The organism is Kitasatospora sp. NEAU-CNBT7 (genome assembly GCF_057220535.1).
Genome location: NZ_JBXQQB010000009.1, coordinates 146,791 through 165,874, shown reverse-complemented (window position 1 = coordinate 165,874; position 19,084 = coordinate 146,791). Strand labels below are relative to the sequence as shown.

19 protein-coding genes and 2 tRNA genes are annotated in these 19,084 nt (G+C 72.6%); 4 read left to right on the top strand and 17 right to left on the bottom strand.

The features are described from left to right. Positions 1-51: 51 nt before the first annotated feature. The 11 genes from ruvB to pgsA all read right to left on the bottom strand — a co-directional run bounded on the left by ruvB (position 52) and on the right by pgsA (position 8,896). Positions 52-1,146, bottom strand: coding sequence for a Holliday junction branch migration DNA helicase RuvB (gene ruvB / locus AC2TEW_RS15080; protein ID WP_484623832.1), 1,095 nt, complete (start codon positions 1,144-1,146; stop codon positions 52-54). 52 nt (positions 1,147-1,198) lie between these two features. Continuing rightward, positions 1,199-1,810: a Holliday junction branch migration protein RuvA gene (gene ruvA, locus AC2TEW_RS15075; protein ID WP_484623831.1), complete on the bottom strand. Its 612-nt coding sequence runs from the start codon at positions 1,808-1,810 to the stop codon at positions 1,199-1,201. Next, positions 1,807-2,379, bottom strand: coding sequence for a crossover junction endodeoxyribonuclease RuvC (gene ruvC / locus AC2TEW_RS15070; protein WP_484623830.1), 573 nt, complete (start codon positions 2,377-2,379; stop codon positions 1,807-1,809). The genes ruvA and ruvC overlap by 4 nt, the downstream gene beginning before the upstream one ends. 115 nt (positions 2,380-2,494) lie before the next feature. Further along, the gene (locus AC2TEW_RS15065; RefSeq protein ID WP_033823031.1) at positions 2,495-3,253 is read right to left on the bottom strand and encodes a YebC/PmpR family DNA-binding transcriptional regulator; all 759 of its coding nucleotides are present in this window, start codon (positions 3,251-3,253) and stop codon (positions 2,495-2,497) included. Between the two features lie 78 nt (positions 3,254-3,331). Next, positions 3,332-3,946, bottom strand: coding sequence for a pyridoxal 5'-phosphate synthase glutaminase subunit PdxT (pdxT, locus tag AC2TEW_RS15060; RefSeq protein WP_033823032.1), 615 nt, complete (start codon positions 3,944-3,946; stop codon positions 3,332-3,334). 90 nt (positions 3,947-4,036) lie between these two features. Then, positions 4,037-4,948: a pyridoxal 5'-phosphate synthase lyase subunit PdxS gene (pdxS, locus tag AC2TEW_RS15055; RefSeq protein ID WP_033823033.1), complete on the bottom strand. Its 912-nt coding sequence runs from the start codon at positions 4,946-4,948 to the stop codon at positions 4,037-4,039. 186 nt (positions 4,949-5,134) lie between these two features. Beyond that, positions 5,135-5,680 (bottom strand): membrane protein, encoded by a 546-nt coding sequence (locus tag AC2TEW_RS15050; RefSeq protein ID WP_033823034.1) that lies wholly within the window; start codon positions 5,678-5,680, stop codon positions 5,135-5,137. 11 nt (positions 5,681-5,691) lie between these two features. After that, positions 5,692-6,054, bottom strand: coding sequence for a hypothetical protein (locus AC2TEW_RS15045; RefSeq protein WP_484623829.1), 363 nt, complete (start codon positions 6,052-6,054; stop codon positions 5,692-5,694). Positions 6,055-6,138: 84 nt separating this feature from the next. After that, positions 6,139-7,320 (bottom strand): glycosyltransferase family 4 protein, encoded by a 1,182-nt coding sequence (locus AC2TEW_RS15040; RefSeq protein WP_033823036.1) that lies wholly within the window; start codon positions 7,318-7,320, stop codon positions 6,139-6,141. Beyond that, entirely contained in the window at positions 7,317-8,231 is a 915-nt protein-coding gene (locus AC2TEW_RS15035) for a phosphatidylinositol mannoside acyltransferase (RefSeq protein ID WP_484623828.1), read from the bottom strand. The genes AC2TEW_RS15040 and AC2TEW_RS15035 overlap by 4 nt, the downstream gene beginning before the upstream one ends. Next, positions 8,228-8,896, bottom strand: coding sequence for a phosphatidylinositol phosphate synthase (pgsA, locus tag AC2TEW_RS15030; protein WP_033823038.1), 669 nt, complete (start codon positions 8,894-8,896; stop codon positions 8,228-8,230). The genes AC2TEW_RS15035 and pgsA overlap by 4 nt, the downstream gene beginning before the upstream one ends. Before the next feature lie 247 nt (positions 8,897-9,143). Here pgsA and AC2TEW_RS15025 point away from each other — a divergent pair, with 247 nt between their 5' ends. Next, entirely contained in the window at positions 9,144-11,186 is a 2,043-nt protein-coding gene (locus AC2TEW_RS15025) for an elongation factor G (protein WP_484623827.1), read from the top strand. A 51-nt stretch (positions 11,187-11,237) separates the two neighbouring features. Here AC2TEW_RS15025 and AC2TEW_RS15020 read toward each other — a convergent pair whose 3' ends face one another. Then, on the bottom strand, positions 11,238-11,651 hold the full coding sequence (locus AC2TEW_RS15020; protein ID WP_484623894.1) for a thiol-disulfide oxidoreductase DCC family protein: 414 nt from the start codon (positions 11,649-11,651) through the stop codon (positions 11,238-11,240). Between the two features lie 205 nt (positions 11,652-11,856). Between AC2TEW_RS15020 and AC2TEW_RS15015 the strand changes: the two genes are divergently transcribed. Then, the gene (locus AC2TEW_RS15015; RefSeq protein WP_484623826.1) at positions 11,857-13,497 is read left to right on the top strand and encodes an AbeC-like domain-containing protein; all 1,641 of its coding nucleotides are present in this window, start codon (positions 11,857-11,859) and stop codon (positions 13,495-13,497) included. An 82-nt stretch (positions 13,498-13,579) separates the two neighbouring features. On the opposite strand, the gene AC2TEW_RS15010 is transcribed toward AC2TEW_RS15015, so the two are convergent. Together AC2TEW_RS15010 and thrS are read right to left on the bottom strand one after the other, a co-directional pair. Further along, a complete protein-coding gene (locus AC2TEW_RS15010; protein WP_484623825.1) occupies positions 13,580-14,140 on the bottom strand; it encodes an HIT family protein in 561 nt (186 codons plus the stop codon). Positions 14,141-14,218: 78 nt separating this feature from the next. Then, complete coding sequence (thrS, locus tag AC2TEW_RS15005; protein WP_484623824.1) at positions 14,219-16,195, bottom strand: threonine--tRNA ligase; 1,977 nt, start codon at positions 16,193-16,195, stop codon at positions 14,219-14,221. 273 nt (positions 16,196-16,468) lie between these two features. Here thrS and AC2TEW_RS15000 point away from each other — a divergent pair, with 273 nt between their 5' ends. Further along, the gene (locus AC2TEW_RS15000; protein WP_484623823.1) at positions 16,469-17,242 is read left to right on the top strand and encodes a 3'-5' exonuclease; all 774 of its coding nucleotides are present in this window, start codon (positions 16,469-16,471) and stop codon (positions 17,240-17,242) included. Positions 17,243-17,321: 79 nt separating this feature from the next. Here the strand turns inward: AC2TEW_RS15000 and AC2TEW_RS14995 are convergent. From AC2TEW_RS14995 to AC2TEW_RS14985, 3 genes are all read right to left on the bottom strand, one after another. Then, a tRNA-Val gene (locus tag AC2TEW_RS14995) sits at positions 17,322-17,393 on the bottom strand. Between the two features lie 195 nt (positions 17,394-17,588). Next, a tRNA-Val gene (locus AC2TEW_RS14990) sits at positions 17,589-17,660 on the bottom strand. 64 nt (positions 17,661-17,724) lie between these two features. Then, positions 17,725-18,165: a TIGR02611 family protein gene (locus tag AC2TEW_RS14985; RefSeq protein WP_484623822.1), complete on the bottom strand. Its 441-nt coding sequence runs from the start codon at positions 18,163-18,165 to the stop codon at positions 17,725-17,727. A gap of 195 nt (positions 18,166-18,360) precedes the next feature. Between AC2TEW_RS14985 and AC2TEW_RS14980 the strand changes: the two genes are divergently transcribed. After that, positions 18,361-18,774 (top strand): SsgA family sporulation/cell division regulator, encoded by a 414-nt coding sequence (locus AC2TEW_RS14980; protein WP_030056266.1) that lies wholly within the window; start codon positions 18,361-18,363, stop codon positions 18,772-18,774. The last annotated feature ends 310 nt before the right edge of the window (positions 18,775-19,084 follow it).

Below are 19,084 nucleotides of genomic sequence, written 5' to 3'. Positions count from 1 at the left end.
TGCCTGCACAGTTTCTGTGCGCTTCGCTCACGACCCCGTCGCCGGGCCCGCTCAGACCTGACCCTTTCCGTGCCACAGGCCGGGCTGGACCGCGCCCGCCCCGCCGGGCTGCTGGAGCGGCGGGGTCATCCCCAGGTGGTGCCAGGCCGCGGCGGTGGCGACCCGGCCGCGGGGGGTGCGGGCCAGCAGGCCCTCGCGGACCAGGAACGGCTCGGCGACCTCCTCGACCGTCTCCGACTCCTCACCGACCGCGACCGCGAGGGTGGACAGGCCGACCGGGCCGCCGCCGAACAGCCGCAGCAGGGCGTCCAGCACCGCCCGGTCCAGCCGGTCGAGGCCGCGGGCGTCGACCTCGTACACCTCCAGGGCCTGGGCGGCGATCTCCCTGGTGACCACGCCGTCATGCCTGACCTGCGCGAAGTCCCGGACCCGGCGCAGCAGCCGGTTGGCGATCCGGGGGGTGCCGCGGGAGCGCCCGGCGATCTCGGCGGCGCCGGCCGGGTCGATCTCCACGTCGAGCAGGGTGGCCGAGCGGTGCACCACCCGCTGGAGCTCGGCGCGCGCGTAGAACTCCATGTGGCCGGTGAAGCCGAAGCGGTCGCGCAGCGGGGGCGGCAGCAGGCCGGCCCGGGTGGTGGCGCCGACCAGGGTGAACGGCGGCAGCTCCAGGGGGATGGCGGTGGCGCCGGGGCCCTTCCCGATGATCACGTCGACCCGGAAGTCCTCCATCGCCAGGTAGAGCATCTCCTCGGCGGGCCGGGACATCCGGTGGATCTCGTCCAGGAAGAGCACCTCGCCCTCGGTCAGCGAGGAGAGGATCGCGGCCAGGTCGCCGGCGTGCTGGATGGCCGGGCCCGAGGTGATCCGGATCGGCGCGTTGAGCTCGGCCGCGATGATCATCGACAGGGTGGTCTTGCCGAGCCCGGGCGGGCCGGAGAGCAGCACGTGGTCCGGGGCGCTGCCACGCCGCCGGGCGGCCTGGAGCACCAGCGAGAGCTGCTCGCGGACCCGCTCCTGGCCGATGAACTCGTCCAGCAGCTTCGGCCGCAGCGCCGCCTCGACCGCCTGGTCCTCGCCGTCGGCGGCCGCCTGCACCAGCCGGTCGGCGGCCGGGCGGTCGGCGGGCTCGGGATCGTACGGGCTCATCGGGACGGGCTCCAAAGTCGACAAAGTAACAGGTCGTCAGATCGGTACGGCGTCAGCGGGCGCGGTTCAGGCCGCGCAGGGCGGCCTTGAGCAGCACCCCGATGTCGGGAACGCCCTGCGCCTCGGCCTCCGGGGTGACGGCGGCGACCGCGTCGTCCGCCTCGCGCGGGGCGTAGCCGAGCCCGACCAGGGCGGCGTGCAACTGCTCGTGCCAGGGGGCGGGCCCGGTGGCGACCGGCTTCTGGGCGGGCACCGTACCGTGCGGGGCGCCCAGCTTGTCCTTGTACTCCAGCAGCAGCTTGGCCGCCTTGGCCTTGCCGATGCCGGGCACCGCGATCAGCGCCTTCTCGTCCCCGCCGGCCACCGCGACGCGCAGCGCCTCGGGGCTGTGCACGCCGAGCATGGCCTGGGCGAGCCGGGGACCGACACCGGGCGCGGCCTGCAGCACCTCGAAGGTGGCCCGCTCGTCGTCGTCGGCGAAGCCGTACAGGGTGAGCGAGTCCTCCCTGACGACCAGTGAGGTGGCGAGCCGGACGTGCTCGCCGAGCCGCAGCCGGGCCAGCGTGGCCGGGGTGCACTGGACGGCCATCCCGACGCCGCCGACCTCGACGACGGCGGCGGTGGCGGCGACGGCCGCCACCGGACCCTGGACGAAGGCGATCATCGGCGGCGCTCCTGGTGGACGGCGGGGGCCCGGCGGGCTCGGGGGGAGGGGGCGGCCGCGGACGCCCTGGCGATGGCGGCGGTGAGCCGGTTGGTGGTGCCGCCGCGCCAGATGTGACAGATGGCCAGCGCCAGCGCGTCGGCGGCGTCGGCCGGCTTCGGCGGGGCGTCCAGCCGCAGCAGCCGGGTGACCATGGCCGTGACCTGCGCCTTGTCGGCCCGGCCGGAGCCGGTGACGGCGGCCTTGACCTCGCTCGGGGTGTGCAGGGTGACCGGGATGCCGCGCCGGGTGGCGCAGAGCATCGCCACCGCGCTGGCCTGCGCGGTGCCCATCACGGTACGGACGTTGTGCTGGGCGAAGACCCGCTCGACGGCGACCAGGTCCGGCCGGTGCTCGTCGAGCCACTGCTCGATGCCCTGCTCGACCAGCAGCAGCCGCGGGCCGATCTCGGCCTCGGCGGGGGTGCGGACCACCCCGACCCCGACCATGGTGAGCGGCCGCCCGGGCGCACCGTCGACCACGCCGACGCCGCACCTGGTCAGCCCGGGGTCCACCCCTAGTACGCGCAATGCCGTGCCGCCTTTCCGTGACCCGTGCAGGCTACCGCCCGCCACCGACAGCCGGGGAGGACGACACCGGCCCGGCGGTCCTGGCGGACCACCGGGCCGGGGAGGTGCTGTTCGGTCACTCGGCGTCGAGCTCGGCACCGACCTCGTCGCTGATGTCGAAGTTGGCGAAGACGTTCTGGACGTCGTCGCTGTCCTCGAGGGCGTCGATCAGCTTGAAGATCTTGCGGGCGCCGTCGGCGTCCAGCTCGACCTGCATGCTGGGGACGAAGTTGGCGTCGGCCGAGTCGTAGTCGATCCCGGCGTCCACCAGCGCGGTGCGGACCGCGACCATGTCGGTGGCCTCGGAGATCACCTCGAAGGTCTCGCCGAGGTCGTTGACCTCCTCGGCGCCCGCGTCCAGGACGACCTCGAAGACCTTGTCCTCGTCGACGCCGTCCGACTTCGGGACGATCACCACGCCCTTGCGGTTGAACAGGTACGACACCGAGCCCGGGTCGGCCATCGAGCCGCCGTTGCGGGTCATCGCCACGCGCACGTCGGAGGCGGCGCGGTTGCGGTTGTCGGTGAGGCACTCGATCAGCACCGCGACGCCGTTGGGGCCGTAGCCCTCGTACATGATCGTCGAGTAGTCGGCCCCGCCGGCCTCGGCACCCGAACCGCGCTTGACGGCGCGGTTGATGTTGTCGATCGGGACGGAGCTCTTCTTCGCCTTCTGGATGGCGTCGTACAGCGTCGGGTTACCCGCCGGGTCGCCGCCGCCGGTGCGCGCCGCCACCTCGATGTTCTTGATCATCTTGGCGAAGAGCTTGCCGCGCTTGGCGTCGATCACGGCCTTCTTGTGCTTGGTGGTAGCCCACTTAGAGTGGCCGGACATCGCCAGCTCCTTTACGTCGCCAGATGGAAATGAACAGAGGAGATCTTACCGGTGTCGTCACCGACACCTCGCACACGGTCAGTGCGCGTTCTCGACCATCGCCACGAAGTACGCGTGCACCCGGTGATCGCCGGTCAGTTCGGGGTGGAACGAGGTGGCCAGCAGGTTGCCCTGGCGGACCGCGACGATCCGGCTGTCCGGGCCGTCCGCGGCGGGTACCTCGGCCAGCACCTGGACGCCCTCGCCGACCGACTCCACCCAGGGGGCCCGGATGAACACGCCGTTGACCGGCTCGTCGCCCAGCCCCTGGAACGGGATCGCGCTCTCGAAGGACTCGTTCTGCCGGCCGAAGGCGTTGCGGCGCACCGTCATGTCGATGCCGCCGACCGTCTCCTGGTCGTCCCGGCCGTCCAGGATCTTGTCCGCCAGCATGATCATGCCGGCGCAGGTGCCGTAGACCGGCATCCCGGCCGCCACCCGCTCGCGCAGCGGGTCCATCACGCCGAACAGCAGCGCCAGCTTGGACATGGTGGTGGACTCGCCGCCGGGGATCACCAGCGCGTCGACCTCGGCCAGCTCCTCGGCCCGGCGCACCGGCCGGGCCAGCGCGTCCGCGGCGGCGAGCGCGATCAGGTGCTCGCGGACGTCTCCCTGGAGGGCCAGGACGCCGATGACTGGGTTGTTGGTGGACACGGTTGCTACCCCTTGGGAAATCGGTGCGGATGCGTGGCGCGGCCCGCCGCGCGGTGGAGCCGCGGCGGGCCGGCGGGCGAGGAGGGAGGCTTACCAGCCGCGGTTGGCGTAGCGCTCGGTCTCCGGCAGGGTGTCGCAGTTGATGCCGACCATGGCCTCGCCCAGGTTGCGGGAGGCGTCCGCGATGATCTTCGGGTCGTCGTAGAAGGTGGTGGCCTTCACGATGGCGGCGGCGCGCTTGGCCGGGTCGCCCGACTTGAAGATGCCGGAGCCGACGAAGACGCCCTCGGCGCCGAGCTGGCGCATCAGCGCGGCGTCGGCCGGGGTGGCCACACCGCCGGCGGAGAACAGCACGACCGGCAGCTTGCCGAGCTCGGCGACCTCCTTGACCAGCTCGTAGGGGGCGCGCAGCTCCTTGGCGGCGGCGTACAGCTCGTTGTTGTCGAAGCCGCGCAGCTTGGCGATCTCGTTCTTGATCTGGCGCAGGTGGCGGACGGCCTCGACCACGTTGCCGGTGCCGGCCTCGCCCTTGGAGCGGATCATGGCCGCGCCCTCGGCGATGCGGCGCAGGGCCTCGCCCAGGTTGGTGGCGCCGCAGACGAAGGGGGTGGTGAAGGCCCACTTGTCGGAGTGGTTGACCTCGTCGGCCGGGGTCAGCACCTCGGACTCGTCGATGTAGTCGACACCGAGCGACTGCAGGACCTGGGCCTCGACGAAGTGGCCGATCCGGGACTTGGCCATGACCGGGATGGAGACGGCCGCGATGATCTCCTCGATCATGTTGGGGTCCGACATCCGGGCGACGCCGCCGTCCTTGCGGATGTCCGCGGGGACGCGCTCCAGGGCCATGACGGCCACCGCACCGGCGTCCTCGGCGATCTTCGCCTGCTCGGCGTTGACCACATCCATGATCACACCGCCCTTGAGCTGCTCGGCCATGCCGCGCTTGACGCGGGCGGTGCCGATCTGCGGCTGGTCTGCGGTGATGGGGGTGGTGGACACGTGAGACCTCACTCGAAGATGAACCAGTGCTATCGCCCTATCGTAGGCCCGAACGGCCTCTGATCCACGCGCCATCCGGTCCACTGGGACCTTCGGCATACGACAAAGAGGCTGGATCCGGACCAAAGCTCCGTACGAGAAGCTGTGCCGTTCCCCGGGCCCGGTGAGCCCCGGGTCGGGCCCGGCCTAGGCCGGGGCGCCTTCCGGGGTCAGCGCCGCCGGAGGCTCGTCGTCCATCTCGAACGCGAGCGGGAACGGCGCCCGGCCGGCCAGCCGGAAGTACCGAACCAGACGGTGCTCGCGTACCGCTCGGGCCGCCCGCACCGCGTCGTTGTGGAACCGCCGCGCCATCGGCACCCGGCGCACCGCCGCCGTCAGCTCCTTCAGCGCCTCGGCCCCGCCGGGCGCCGCCAGCAGCGCCCGCACCTGCTCGGGCTCGGCCAGCACCGCGCGCAGCGCGAGGCTCAGCTCGCTCTCGGCCACCTCGCGGTGCTCGTCCTCGCTCTGCCGGGCCGCGTGCGAGGCCTCGTACAGCAGGATCGAGGCGGCCGGGTCCAGCAGCGAGGAGGTGGCCAGCTCCAGCGCCACCGAGGCCCGCCGGACCAGCTGGGCGTCGAGCGAGGCCCGCGCCGCGTCGATCCGCGCGTGCAGCCGGTCGAGCCGGCCCGCCGTCCAGCTGAGGTAGACGGCGAACAGCACGACCGCGGCGGCGGCCCAGATCCAGGTAGTCACAGGCCGTTACGCTACCCCGCCGCCGAAACCGACTTCCGGTAGGTCCGCCGGTCCATCTCCACCACATCGACCGCCAGGTGCAGTTCGACCCCCTCGGCGGCCACCGCGGACCGCTCCAGCAGCCCCAGCAGCGCCTCCGCCAGCGCGGTCCGCTGCTCGACGGTGCGGCCGTCCAGGATCCGGATCTCCAGCAGCACCACCTCGCGGGCGGCGGCGCCGTCGCCGACGTAGCTCTCCTCGACCCGCCGGAACCGCGTCTTGCACTCCGCCACCGCCGCGCCGATCACCTCGGCGACCAGCGGGTGCAGTTCGGCGGCGAACGCCCGCCGGTCGAGCTTCACGTCCACGGAGTGGTCGACGGTGATCTGCGGCATGGGGCCCTCCCCTGGGCTCGGTGTCGGTACCGCGCCATCCTCCCCCACCGGCGCCGCCCGCGGGTCCGCCGGGCCGGACCCGGCTCAGTCCCGGGCCAGCCCGAACCGCTCGCGCCAGCCGGAGCGCTCGTCCTCGGCGACCGGCGGCATGCCGTCCGTCACCGTCTCGTAGACGGACAGGATGTCCGCGCCGACCGTCTCCCAGTCGAACCGCCGCACGTGCCGCGAGGCCGCCTCCCGCAGCTCGGCCAGCCGCTGCGGGTTGCCCAGCAGCTTCACCGCGGCGCCCGCCAGCGCCTCGGCGTCCTCCACCGGGAACAGCTCGCCGGCCGCGCCGCCGTCCAGCACCTGCCGGAACGCGTCCAGGTCGCTGGCCAGCACCGGCGCACCCGCCGACATCGCCTCGACCAGGATGATCCCGAAGCTCTCGCCACCGGTGTTGGGCGCCACGTACAGGTCCACGCTGCGCAGCAGCCGGGCCTTCTCGGCGTCGCTGACCATGCCGAGGAACTCCACCTGGGCCCGCACCTCGGGCGCCAGCCCGGCCACGGCCTCCTCCTCGTCGCCCTTGCCGGCCACCAGCAGCCGCACCCCCGGGCGCTCCGCGAGGATCCGCGGCAGCGCGGCCAGCAGGGTGGGCAGGCCCTTGCGCGGCTCGTTGATCCGGCCGATGAAGCCGATCGTGCCGGCCCCGCCGTCGGGGGCCGCGCCCTGCCAGCGCGGATCCGGCTCGGCGTCCGCGAAGAACCGCACGTCGACGCCGTTGGGGATGACCACCGCGTCGCCGCCCAGGTGCTCGACCAGGGTGCGCCGGGCGTACTCGCTGACCGCGATCCGGGCGCTCATCTTCTCCAGGCCCGGCTGCAGGATCGGCGAGGCCGCGATCATCGCCCGGGAGCGCGGGTTGGAGGTGTGGAAGGTGCCGACCATCGGCCCGGAGGCCGACCAGGCGGCCAGCATCGACAGGCTCGGCGAGTTCGGCTCGTGCACGTGCAGGATGTCGAACCGCCCGTCGTGCAGCCACCGCCGCACCCGCGCCGCCGACAGGATGCCGAAGCTCAGCCGCGCCACCGACCCGTTGTAGGGCACCGCGACCGCGCGGCCCGCCGAGACCACGTACGGCGGCAGCGCCTCGTCGTCCTCGGCCGGGGCCAGCACCGACACCTGGTGGCCCAGCCCGATCAGGTGCTCGGCCAGGTCGCGGATGTGGAACTGCACCCCGCCGGGGACGTCCCAGTCGTACGGGCAGACGATGCCGATCTTCACTGGCTCCCCCTCGGGGCCCGCGGACCGGTGAGGTCCGCCAGCCACAGCTTCTGCAGCATGTGCCAGTCCACCGAGTGCTCCCGGATGCCCTCGGCCCACACGTCGGCCAGCTCCTGGACCATCGCGGCCGTCCGCGAGCGCCGGTCGCCCCCGGCCGGCACCGCGATCTCCGGGTGGATCTCGGCCCGCAGCACCGGGCCGTCGTACCAGAGCGTCACCGGGAACAGCGCCGCGCCGGTCTGCTGGGCCAGCGCCGCCGGGCCGGCCGGCATCCGGGTCGCCTCGCCGAAGAAGTCCACCTGGATCCCGGCCTCGGACAGGTCCCGGTCGCCGACCAGGCAGACCAGGCCGCCGGCCCGCAGCCGCCGGGCCAGGGTGCCGATCACCGAGACCCCGCCGCCGGTGAGCGCCAGCACCTCCATGCCCAGGCCCTCGCGGTAGGCCACGAACCGGTCGAACAGCGACTCCGGCTTCAGCCGCTCGGCGACCGTGGTGAACGGGTAGCCGCCGGCCGAGGCGATCCACGCCCCGGCCAGGTCCCAGTTGGCCATGTGCGGCAGCGCCAGTATCGCGCCGCGCCCGGCCGACATCGCCTCGTTCAGCGGCTCGATGTTCTTCACCGTTATGGCGTCGGCGATCCGGGCCAGGCTCCAGGCCGGCAGCCGGAACGACTCCATCCAGTACCGCAGGTAGGACCGCATGCCCGCGCGCGACAGCTCGCGCAGCCGGGCCCGGTCCGCCTCCGGGTGCACCCGGGCGAGGTTGGCCTCCAGCTGCCGCACGCCCTTGCCCTGCTTGCGCCAGGCGGCGTCCGCGATCCGGTTGAACAGGCCGCGGGCCACCGGCTCCGGCAGCCGCTTCACGGCCGCCCAGCCCAGCGCGTAGGCCGAGTCGGCCAACCGCTCCTTCACTCCGCCCCCTCGGCCGCGGCCGCCACCGCGGCGGCCCGGTCCAGCTCGATCGACTCCCGGCGGACCGTCAGGATCCGCTGCAGCATGGTCACCAGGCTGCCCGCCGCCACCACCCACAGCGCGAACGGCAGCAGCCACTCCACGTACGGCAGCCCGAAGGTGTGCAGCCCCGCGACCCCGGCCGCGACCAGCGTGATCACCAGCCGCTCGGCCCGCTCGACCAGACCGGAGACGTCCACCGGGAAGCCCAGGCTCTCGCCGCGCGCCTTGGTGTACGACACCACCTGGCCGCTGGCCAGGCAGAAGATCGCGACCACGCAGAGCAGGTTGTTGTCGCCCTTCCCGGCGTACCACATGGCCAGGCCGCCGAAGATCGCCGCGTCCGCGACCCGGTCCAGCGTGGAGTCCAGGAACGCCCCCCACTTGCTGGACCTGCCCGCCTGGCGGGCCATGTTGCCGTCGACCAGGTCGGAGAAGATGAACAGGGTGATCGTGATGGTGCCCCAGAAGAACTCGCCCCGGGGGAAGAACACCAGCGCCCCGGCGACCGAGCCGGCGGTACCGATCAGCGTCACCGCGTCCGGGCTCACACCCCAGCGGAGCAGCAGGGCGGCGAACGGCGTCAGGACACGTGTGAAGAAGGCACGCGCGTATTTGTTGAGCATGGCCTTCCGGACCGCTCCGATTCTCGGGATCACGCTCCGGACCCTTGGCGGCACCGGGCGGCCGAGCGGATCGTCCCACCCGGCTGGACAATGGTATCCACGCTGCTCGCGCGCTCCGTCGCCCCACGCCCGCGAGCGGGTTCCCGGGCCAACTGGCCACCACCGAGGGCAGTTCGGCACCAACGGGACGTGATCACCCCGTCCCCGACAGTAGCGGACCAGCGGGGCGTACGGAGGTGAGAAGAGCATGCCGGACCGGACAGTCACCCACAGCCCCGCCCCCACCGTCGAGCGCCCCGACCAGCTGCGCAACGTCGTTCTGGTCGGCGCCAGCGGGGCCGGCAAGACCACGCTGGCGGAGTCCCTCGCGCTCACCGCCGGCGCCCTCACCAGGGCCGGGACCGTCCCCGACGGGACCACCGTCGGCGACCACGAGGAGATCGAGCACCAGCAGCAGCGCTCCGTCCAGCTCTCGCTGATCCCGCTCGCCTGGCGCGACACCAAGATCAACCTGCTGGACGCGCCCGGCTACGCCGACTTCGCGGGCGAGCTGCAGGCCGGCCTGCGCGCCGCCGAGGCCGCCCTGTTCGTGATCTCCGCCACCGAACCCGTCGGACCTGCCGTGCTCGCGCTGTGGCGCCAGTGCGCCGACGCGGGCCTGCCGCGGGCCGTCGTGCTCACCCACCTCAACGCGGCCCGGGTCCGCCTCGACGAGACCCTCACCGCCCTGCGGGCCGACCTCGCCGACGGCCGCACCGACACCCTGCTGCCGCTGCACCACTACACCCTCACCGACGGGCACCTGACCGGCTCGGTCGAACTGCTCACCGGCACCCGCCGCGGCGACCCGGGCGACAGCGGCGACCTGACCGCCGAGCGCAGCCTGCTGGCCGAGGCCATCGCCGGCGAGGACGACACCCTGCTCGAGCGCTACCTGGCCGGCGAGGAGCTCGACACCGAGGCGCTGACCGCGGCGCTGCGCCGCGAACTGCGCCAGGACACCCTGCACCCCGTGCTCGCCACCGCGCCGCCCGCCGAACCCGGCGGGCCCGCCCCCGGCGCCGAGGAGCTGCTCGACCTGATCGCCGCCGCCTTCCCGTCCCCGCTGGAACGGGCCGACGACCTCCCCGCCTGCGACGCCGACGCCCCGCTCGCCGCCCAGGTGATCCACACCGGCGAGGACCCGTACGTGGGCCGGCTCAGCCTCACCCGGGTGTTCTCCGGGACCCTGCGGCCCGACACCGCGGTCGGGCTGCCGGGCCGCCCCGACGAGCGGATCACCGGCCTGAGCTGCCCGTTCGGCCGCCAGCAGCGCCCGATCGGACAGGGCACGGCCGGCGACATCGTCTGCGTCGCCAAGCTCGCCGGCGCCCGCACCGGCGACACCCTGACCACCGGGTCCGACGTGCTGCCGCCCTGGCCGCTGCCGGAGTCCCTGCTGCCGGTCGCGGTCGAGGCGCACAGCAAGGCCGACGAGGACCGGCTCTCCCAGAGCCTCGCCAAGCTCGCCGCCCAGGACCCGGCGCTGCTGGTCGAGCAGAACCCCGACACCCACCAACTGGTGCTCTGGTGCACCGGCGAGGCCCACCAGGCGGTCGCCCTGGACCGGCTGCGCTCGCGCTACGGCGTGCACGTGGACGCGGTCCCGTACCGGGTGGCGCTGCGGGAGACCTTCGGCAGCCGGGCCGAGGGCCACGGCCGGCACGTCAAGCAGTCCGGCGGGCACGGCCAGTACGCGATCTGCGACCTGACCGTGGAGCCGCTGCCGGGCGGCGGCTTCGAGTTCGTCGACCACGTGGTCGGCGGTTCGGTGCCGCGCAACTTCATCCCGTCCGTGGAGAAGGGGGTCCGGGCGCAGCTCGCCCACGGCGTGCTGGCCGGCTATCCGGTGACCGACATCCGGGTCACCCTGACCGACGGCAAGGCGCACTCGGTGGACTCCTCCGACGCGGCGTTCCAGACCGCGGCCGCGCTCGCCCTCAAGGAGGCCGCCGGCCAGGCCAAGGTGCAGCTGCTGGAGCCCGTCGACGAGGTCCAGGTGATGCTGCCCGACGAGTACCAGGGCGCGGTGCTGAGCGACCTGTCCGCCCGGCGCGGGCACGTGCTGGGCACCGAGCCCTGCGGCCCCGGTCTCAGCCTGGTCCGGGCCGAGGTGCCGGAGATCGAGCTGACCCACTACCCGGTGGACCTGCGCTCGCTCTCGCACGGCACCGGCAGCTTCTCCCGCAGCTACCTGCGGCACGCGCCGATGCCGGCGGCGGTCGCGGCCCGCTACGAGAAGGCCTCCTGACCGCCGCGTCCGGCGAGGAGGCCTCCCGGACCCGGACGGGTGCCGGCCGGGTCAGCGCCGCGGCAGCGCGCAGGCCGCGGTGCCGCCCGGGAAGCGGTGGCGGTGGCGGGCCGTGAAGCGGTAGACCGCCGCCGCCACCGGCCGTACCGGCGCCAGCGCGAGGAACCCGCCCAGGTACGCCCAGGCGCCGCCGGAGCGCAGCAGCAGCCGGGCGGCCGCCTGTGCGCCCCCGTACACCTCGCCGGTCGGCGTCACCCACAGCACCTCCTGCCCGGCCCGCTGCTCGGTGACCAGTCCGCGCCCGCCGGCCTGCCGGTCCAGCGCCGCCAGGTCGGCGAACTGGTACGGCACGGCGCTCCAGCCGCCCGAGGCGAGGGTCGCCCGCAGGTAGCGCTCCGCGAAGTTGACGCAGGTGGTGCAGAAACCGCAGTCGCCGTCGAAGACGAGTACCGGATCCCGCCGCATGTCCTCAGCCATGCCCCGATCCTGCCTCATCCGCGCGCCCCCGGAAGACAACCGGTCGGCGGAGGATCGAAGCGCGCCGTGAACGGGCACCATCAGGGACGGGACCGGTGGTGGCCGAGATGTGACAGCGGTTCAGACGATCATCCACGCGACGGGGCGGCGGCACGGTAACCTGCCGCTGACAAGGGGAGGAGGGCCTGCCACAGTGAGCCAGCTCGACATGACCCCGGGTGCGCAGATACCCCGGACGGACGTCGGCAACCAGACCGCGGTCACCCAGGCGCTCTCCTCGGCGGCCTACCGCGACGGCGACTACAAGGTGCTCGGCGACCTCGCCGGGGTCAAGGTCAAGGAGGGCAAGTTCGCCCTCTTCCGGCCGAGCGCCGGCGAGGCCTTCAGCCGTGCCCTGCTCGACCGCACCCTGCCGCCCAAGCGCAATCCGCTGGTGCCCTCCTTCGGCACCGACGTCCGGATGGTGGTCGAGCACTGCCTGGCCGCCCAGGACCTGCGGGACGCCCGGGACCGTCAGCTCAGCACCGTCACCGTGCTCTGCGGCGGGGTCTTCCTGCCCGGCACCCTGATCTGGCTGGCCGCCTACCAGGTGCGCGCGTACTTCGCCAAGGCCGGTTCGGCCCGCGACGGCTTCTTCGGCACCCTGGCCCTGCTGGCCGCCGCCGCGCTGGCGGTGCTGTTCGCCGTCCGGCCGCCGGTCGGCGGGATCTGGGGGCTGTACTTCCGGGTGATGATGCTGGGCCCGGTGGCCGGCTGGTTCCTGGCCAAGCGGATCGCGCTGCGCTCCACGGTCGAACTCCGGTCGCGCTGGAGCGGTCTGGTCGAGGGCAGTGCGGTCGCCGCCACCGTGCCCAAGGCGGTCCCCCGGGACCACCTCGACAAGAAGGCCACCGAACTCAAGGGCTCGCTCGACCGTCTGACGGCCGAGCAGGAGACCAACGTCCACCACTACGCCGGCACCAAGGGCATCCTGGGGGTCGGCGCCCGCTGGGCGAACTGGGACCTGTCCGAGGACCTGCGGCCCGCCGACGGCCACGAGGACTTCCGCACCTTCCACATCTACGACCTGGCCCGCAAGATCGCCGACCGGCTCGGCTCGCTGGCCACCAGCGAGATCCCGAACGGCGCGATGCCCCGGCCCGCCGTCCACCAGTGGGTGGTCCAGGACATCCCGGAGGGCGCGGACGAGATCGGCCGGCCCGGCGGCAGCGAGATGGACGGCTTCCGGATGCGCGACTTCGCCGTCGGCGAGGTGGCCAACCGGCAGACCTACGGCACCGACCTGCGGCACCGGGTCGCGGTGCAGTTCGTGCTGCACAAGGGCCAGCTGGTGGCGACCCTGCTGGTGGACATCTCGGTGCTGCACAACAACCTGCGGGTCAGCGTGGCCGGCCACGCGCTCGGGCCGATCGCCGGCTACTTCACGGGCAAACCCAAGCCCAAGGAGAAGAACGTCGCCAAGCCGGTCCGGTTCTGGGAGGAGCAGACCGTCCAGCTCTCCCTGGTGGACAACGACGAGGTGGTCCGGCAGGCGGTGCGGGCGCCGTTCATGCGCATCCCGACCCTGCTCACCTGGCTGGGCGGCTCGGTCGGGCTGCCGGAGCCGTTCAGCCTGCGCGCCTCCTGGGCGGACAAGACCTGGCCGAGCCGGTTCAAGTCCGACGACGTGATCCAGGGGGCGACCCCGGTGGTCAACGTCATCCTGGCCGCGACGATGGACTTCCTGGACGAGCACGACGTCTCCACCGACCGCTTCACCAACCGCTCGAACATCATGAAGTCCGAGATGCAGGGCGCCCGTCCGTACCACGCGGACCGCTACGACGCGGGCTGAGCCGGCACCGTACGACGCCGCAGGGCCGGCCCCGATCCCCGGGGCCGGCCCTGTGCCGTACCGCGTCGCGCCGGCCCGCGTCTCAGTCCTGCGGCCAGAGCTCGGCCAGCATCTTGCGGGTGTCGGCGAGCAGTTGCGGCAGCACCTTGGTGTGGCCGACCACCGGCATGAAGTTGGTGTCCCCGCCCCAGCGCGGCACCACGTGCTGGTGCAGGTGGGCGGCGATCCCGGCACCGGCCGCGGCGCCCTGGTTCATCCCGATGTTGAAGCCGTGCGCGCCGGCGGCGGCCCGCAGCGCGGTCATCGCGCGCTTGGTGTAGTCGGCCAGCTCGGCGGTCTCCGCCGGGTCGAGGTCGGTGTAGTCGGCGACGTGCCGGTAGGGGACCACCATCAGGTGGCCGCCGTTGTACGGGTACAGGTTGAGCACCGCGAAGACCGAGCCGCCGCGCGCGATGATCAACCCGTCCTCGTCGCTGAGGGCGGGGATCGAGCAGAACGGGCAGCCGTCGCCGGGGGCCGGCCCGGTGGGCTTGTTCTCACCCTGGATGTACGCCATCCGGTGGGGGGTCCACAGGCGCTGGAAGCCGTCCGGCTCCCCCACGCCCTGCTGCAGTTCCGGCTCGCTCGTCATGCTGATCAGCATAGGCGCCGGAGCCCGCCGGGAAACCAGTGCGGGGCAGACTCGTTCGAGCCTGCCCCGCACCGTGCCACCGCCGCCGGATCACACCTGGATGCGGCGCTCCACGGCGTCGACGATCTCGGCGACCGCGTCGGCCACCGGGACGCCGTTCTTCTGCTCGCCGCTGCGGTAGCGGAAGGAGACCGCACCCGCCTCGACGTCGTCGTTGCCCGCGATCAGCATGAAGGGGACCTTCTGCTTCTGCGCGTTGCGGATCTTCTTCTGCATCCGGTCGTCCGAGGCGTCCACCTCGACCCGGATGCCGTGCTTCTTCAGCTCGGCCGCGACCTCGCGCAGGTACGGGATGTGCTCGTCGGTGATCGGGATGCCGACCACGGTGACCGGGGCCAGCCACGGCGGCATGGCGCCGGCGTAGTGCTCCAGCAGCACCGCGAAGAAGCGCTCGATCGAGCCGAACAGCGCCCGGTGGATCATGACCGGCCGCTGCCGGTTGCCGTCCGAGCCCTGGAACTCCAGCTCGAAGCGCTGCGGCAGCTGGAAGTCGACCTGGATGGTCGACATCTGCCAGGTCCGGCCGATCGCGTCCTTGGCCTGCACCGAGATCTTCGGGCCGTAGAACGCCGCACCGGCCGGGTCGAGGACGAGCTCCAGGCCCTGCTTCTCGGCGGCCGCCCGCAGGGTCTCGGTGGCCTCCTCCCAGTCCTCGTCCGACCCGATGAACTTCTCCGGGTCCTTGGTCGAGAGCTCCAGGTAGAAGTCGTTCAGGCCGTAGTCGCGCAGCAGGTTCAGCACGAAGGTGAGCAGCGAGTCCAGCTCGTCCGCCATCTGCTCACGGGTGCAGTAGATGTGCGCGTCGTCCTGGGTGAAGCCGCGGGCCCGGGTCAGGCCGTGCACCACGCCCGACTTCTCGTACCGGTACACGGTGCCGAACTCGAAGAGCCGCAGGGGCAGTTCGCGGTACGACCGGCCGCGCGAGCGGTAGATCAGGTTGTGCATCGGGCAGTTCATCGGCTTGAGGTAGTAGTCCGTCTCGCCGTCGAGCTTCATGGGCGGGTACATGCCGTCGGCGTACCAGTCCAGGTGGCCGGAGAGCTCGAACAGGGTGCCCTTGGTGGCGTGCGGCGAGTAGACGAACTCGTAGCCGGACTCCTCGTGGCGCTTGCGCGAGTAGTCCTCCATCACCCGGCGCATCACACCGCCCTTGGGGTGGAAGACCGCGAGGCCGGAGCCGATCTCCTCCGGGATGGAGAACAGGTCGAGCTCGCTGCCGAGCTTGCGGTGGTCGCGCTTGGCGGCCTCCTCCAGGAACTCCAGGTGCGCCTTCAGCTCGTCCTTGGTCGGCCAGGCGGTCCCGTACAGGCGCTGGAGCTGCGGGTTCTTCTCGCTGCCGCGCCAGTACGCGGCGGCCGAGCGCATCAGCTTGAAGGCCGGGATGTTGCGGGTGGAGGGCAGGTGCGGGCCGCGGCACAGGTCGCCCCAGCACACGTCGCCGGTCTTGGCGTCCAGGTTGTCGTAGATGGTCAGCTCGCCGGCGCCGACCTCGACCGAGGCGCCGTCCTCCACCGAGGCGCTGCCCTTGAGGCCGATCAGCTCGAGCTTGAACGGCTCGGCGGCCAGCTCCTCGCGGGCGGCCTCGTCGGTGACCACCCGGCGGGAGAACTTCTGCCCGCGCTTGATGATCTCCTGCATCTTCTTCTCGATGGCCTTGAGGTCATCGGGGTGGAACGGCTTCTCGACGTCGAAGTCGTAGTAGAAGCCGTCCTTGATCGGCGGGCCGATGCCGAGCTTGGCCTCCGGGAAGAGCTCCTGCACGGCCTGCGCCATCACGTGCGCGGTCGAGTGCCGCAGGATGTCCAGGCCGTCCTTGCTGCCGATCGCGACCGGCTCGACCTCGTCACCGTCCTGCACCTGGTACGCGAGGTCCTTCAGCGCGCCCGCCACCCGCGCCGCGATGATCGAGCGGTCGTCGGCGAAGAGATCGGCGGCGGTAGTGCCCGTGGTCACCACGCGCTCTTCCCGATCGGGTTCGCGGTTGATGATGATCCGGACGTCGGTCACCGGTCTCTCCTGACATCTGTGTGCCGCAGCACTCTGCTGCGCAACCCGATGGTAACGGGACGGGGCCGTCCACCGTGCACCGATACCACCCCGGCGCACCAGTGACCACGCCCTCACGGTCCGTGACACCGCCCCGGTGGGCGGACGGTCCGCACCGGGGATTGAGCGGTCGTCAACTGCGGTATCACCACTGCGTAACGCCGCTGGGCGCGGCGCGCCGCTGGTCCTCGGCGGAGCGCCGCGCCCCGCCCGGTGGCACCGTGAGGGGCAGTCATGCAGCAGTCTCGGCACTGGTACGAAGGTCCGCTCGCCTCATTCGACACCGAGACCACCGGCGTGGACGTCGAGTCCGACCGGATCGTCTCCGCCGCCCTGGTCCTGCAACACGCCCCCGGCCTGCCCGCCCGCACCACCAGCTGGCTCGCCGACCCCGGGGTGCCGATCCCGGACGGCGCCCGCGCCGTGCACGGCATCAGCGACGAGCAGGTCCGCGCCCACGGCCGCCCGGCCCGCGCGGTGGTCGGCGAGATCGCCCGCGCACTGGCCGAACAGGCCCTGGCCGGCGTCCCGGTGGTGGTGATGAACGCCCCGTACGACCTCACCCTGCTCGACCGCGAGCTGCGCCGGCACGCCGGCACCTCACTGGCCGCCGGCCTGGCCGGCACCGAACTCCTGGTGCTGGACCCGTGGGTGCTGGACAAGCACGTGGACCGCTACCGCAAGGGCCGGCGCACCCTGACCGACCTGTGCGCGCACTACGACATCAGCCTGGTCGGCGCCCACGACGCCGCCGCGGACGCCACCGCGGCGCTCAACCTGGTGCGGGCCCTCGGCTCCCGCTTCCCGGACCGGCTCGGCACGCTGACCCCGCCCGAGCTCCACCTGCGCCAGGCCGTCTGGCACGCGGCCCAGGCCCGCGGCCTGCAGCGGTGGTTCGAGCGGTCGGGCAGCGAGGAGCGGGTGGACTTCGCCTGGCCGCTGCGGCCGGCCCGGTGCGGCTGCGGCCTCGCCCTGACCGCCGACCACCGGTGCGAGCTGGCGGCCTGAGCGCCCGGGCGCCCGAAGGTCCCCGAACAGCAGTCAGGCCCCGACCAACTGGTGGTCGGGGCCTGACGGTTGTGCTCGGTGGGCGATACTGGGATCGAACCAGTGACCCCTTCGGTGTGAACGAAGTGCTCTCCCGCTGAGCTAATCGCCCGGGCAACGAGAAGAAGACTAGCACTACTTGGCCCCGGGTCCGCAATCCGCTTCCACCGGCCCGGGCCGACGCCCCCACAGATCCCGCTGCGCACCCCACTGGTGAATAGGCATCAGGAGTTACGGCCGCCGATATAAAAAGCAAGGGCCCCGGCCAATGAATGGCCGGGGCCCTACGCCTTACTCTGCATTCCGGTGGGCGATACTGGGATCGAACCAGTGACCCCTTCGGTGTGAACGAAGTGCTCTCCCGCTGAGCTAATCGCCCGGGTGCAGGGAAAACATTACCCCATCTGCGGGGGTGCTCCGAACACTCCCCGGCCGGGCCCCGGCTACCAGGGCAGCGCCACCCCGTAACGCCACAGGTACCAGCCGGCGCCCGCGGCGAGCACCGCCACCACCAGCGCGGTGATCACCAGGTTGCGGCGGCGGACCTTCGGGTCCATCGCCCGGTGGGCCGCCTCGGCCACCTTCTGCCTGGTCCAGCGCAGCACCCGGCGGGCCCACTCGAACTCGGTCGCCCAGATCCCCATGCCCAGGAAGATGACCACCCAGCCGGGGCCGGGCAGCGGCAGCATCGCCACACCCAGCACGACCACCGCCAGCCCCGCCACGAAGACGATCACCCGCCAGCTCTGGTGCAAGGCGGGCGAGCGCCGGACGAACCGCGGCGCCCGGGAGCCGGTCCCCCGGTCCCCCGCCTCGCCGCCACCGCCGACGGGGCCGTCGTCGCCTGCCGTCACAGCCTGTTCCTTGTCACTTCGTACAGCCATGCCGCGAAAAGTACCCGAGTTCCGGGCGGGACGGGGGCGAGCGGGGTGGCCGCGGCGATTCCGCAATGCGCCGGAAGGGGTACGACTCGCACCTGAATCGGGACAGACGGGTTTACAGCGGGCTTAGAGGTGGGATGGTCCGTTCGCCGACGTGCGATTCCCCGAGCGCACACTGAGCGAAAGGCCCTGGCGCTTATGAACACCACGGTCAGCTGCGAGCTGCACCTGCGCCTCATCGTGTCCAGCGAGTCCTCACTGCCCGTCCCCGCGGGCCTGCGCTACGACACCGCCGACCCCTATGCCGTGCACGCGACGTTCCACACCGGTGCCGACGAGACCGTTGAGTGGGTGTTCGCCCGTGACCTCCTCGCGGAGGGGCTGCACCGACCCACCGGCACCGGCGACGTGCGGGTGTGGCCCTCGCGCAGCCATGGACAGGGGGTGGTCTGCATCGCCCTGAGCTCTCCGGAAGGAGAAGCACTGCTGGAAGCCCCGGCACGTGCGCTCGAGTCGTTCCTCAAGCGCACCGACGCCGCCGTGCCGCCCGGCACCGAACACCGTCACTTCGACCTCGACCGGGAGCTGTCCCACATCCTCGCCGAGAGCTGATCCGACCGGGGTGCCCGCCGCCGGCGAGCGGCGGGGCGAACCTCACACTGCGTCCGTCCAACTCGGGGGCACGGACGCGCACCGGGCCGCCCTGCGGCGGCACCGGGGGCGGCCCAGAGCGAGGAGCACCATCCGCGGCCACGGCGGGCGACAGCCCACCGCGACCGCGGCGAGGAACGCGTCCGGCGGCGCGGCCTCCACCCCTGACCGGGTGTGGCGGCCGCGCCGTCGGCGTCGGTGCGGCCCGGTGCCCGGCCGGCGGGCTGGCGTGTACCCGCCCGTTCACCGCCGGGTGACGGTGGCTCCCGGT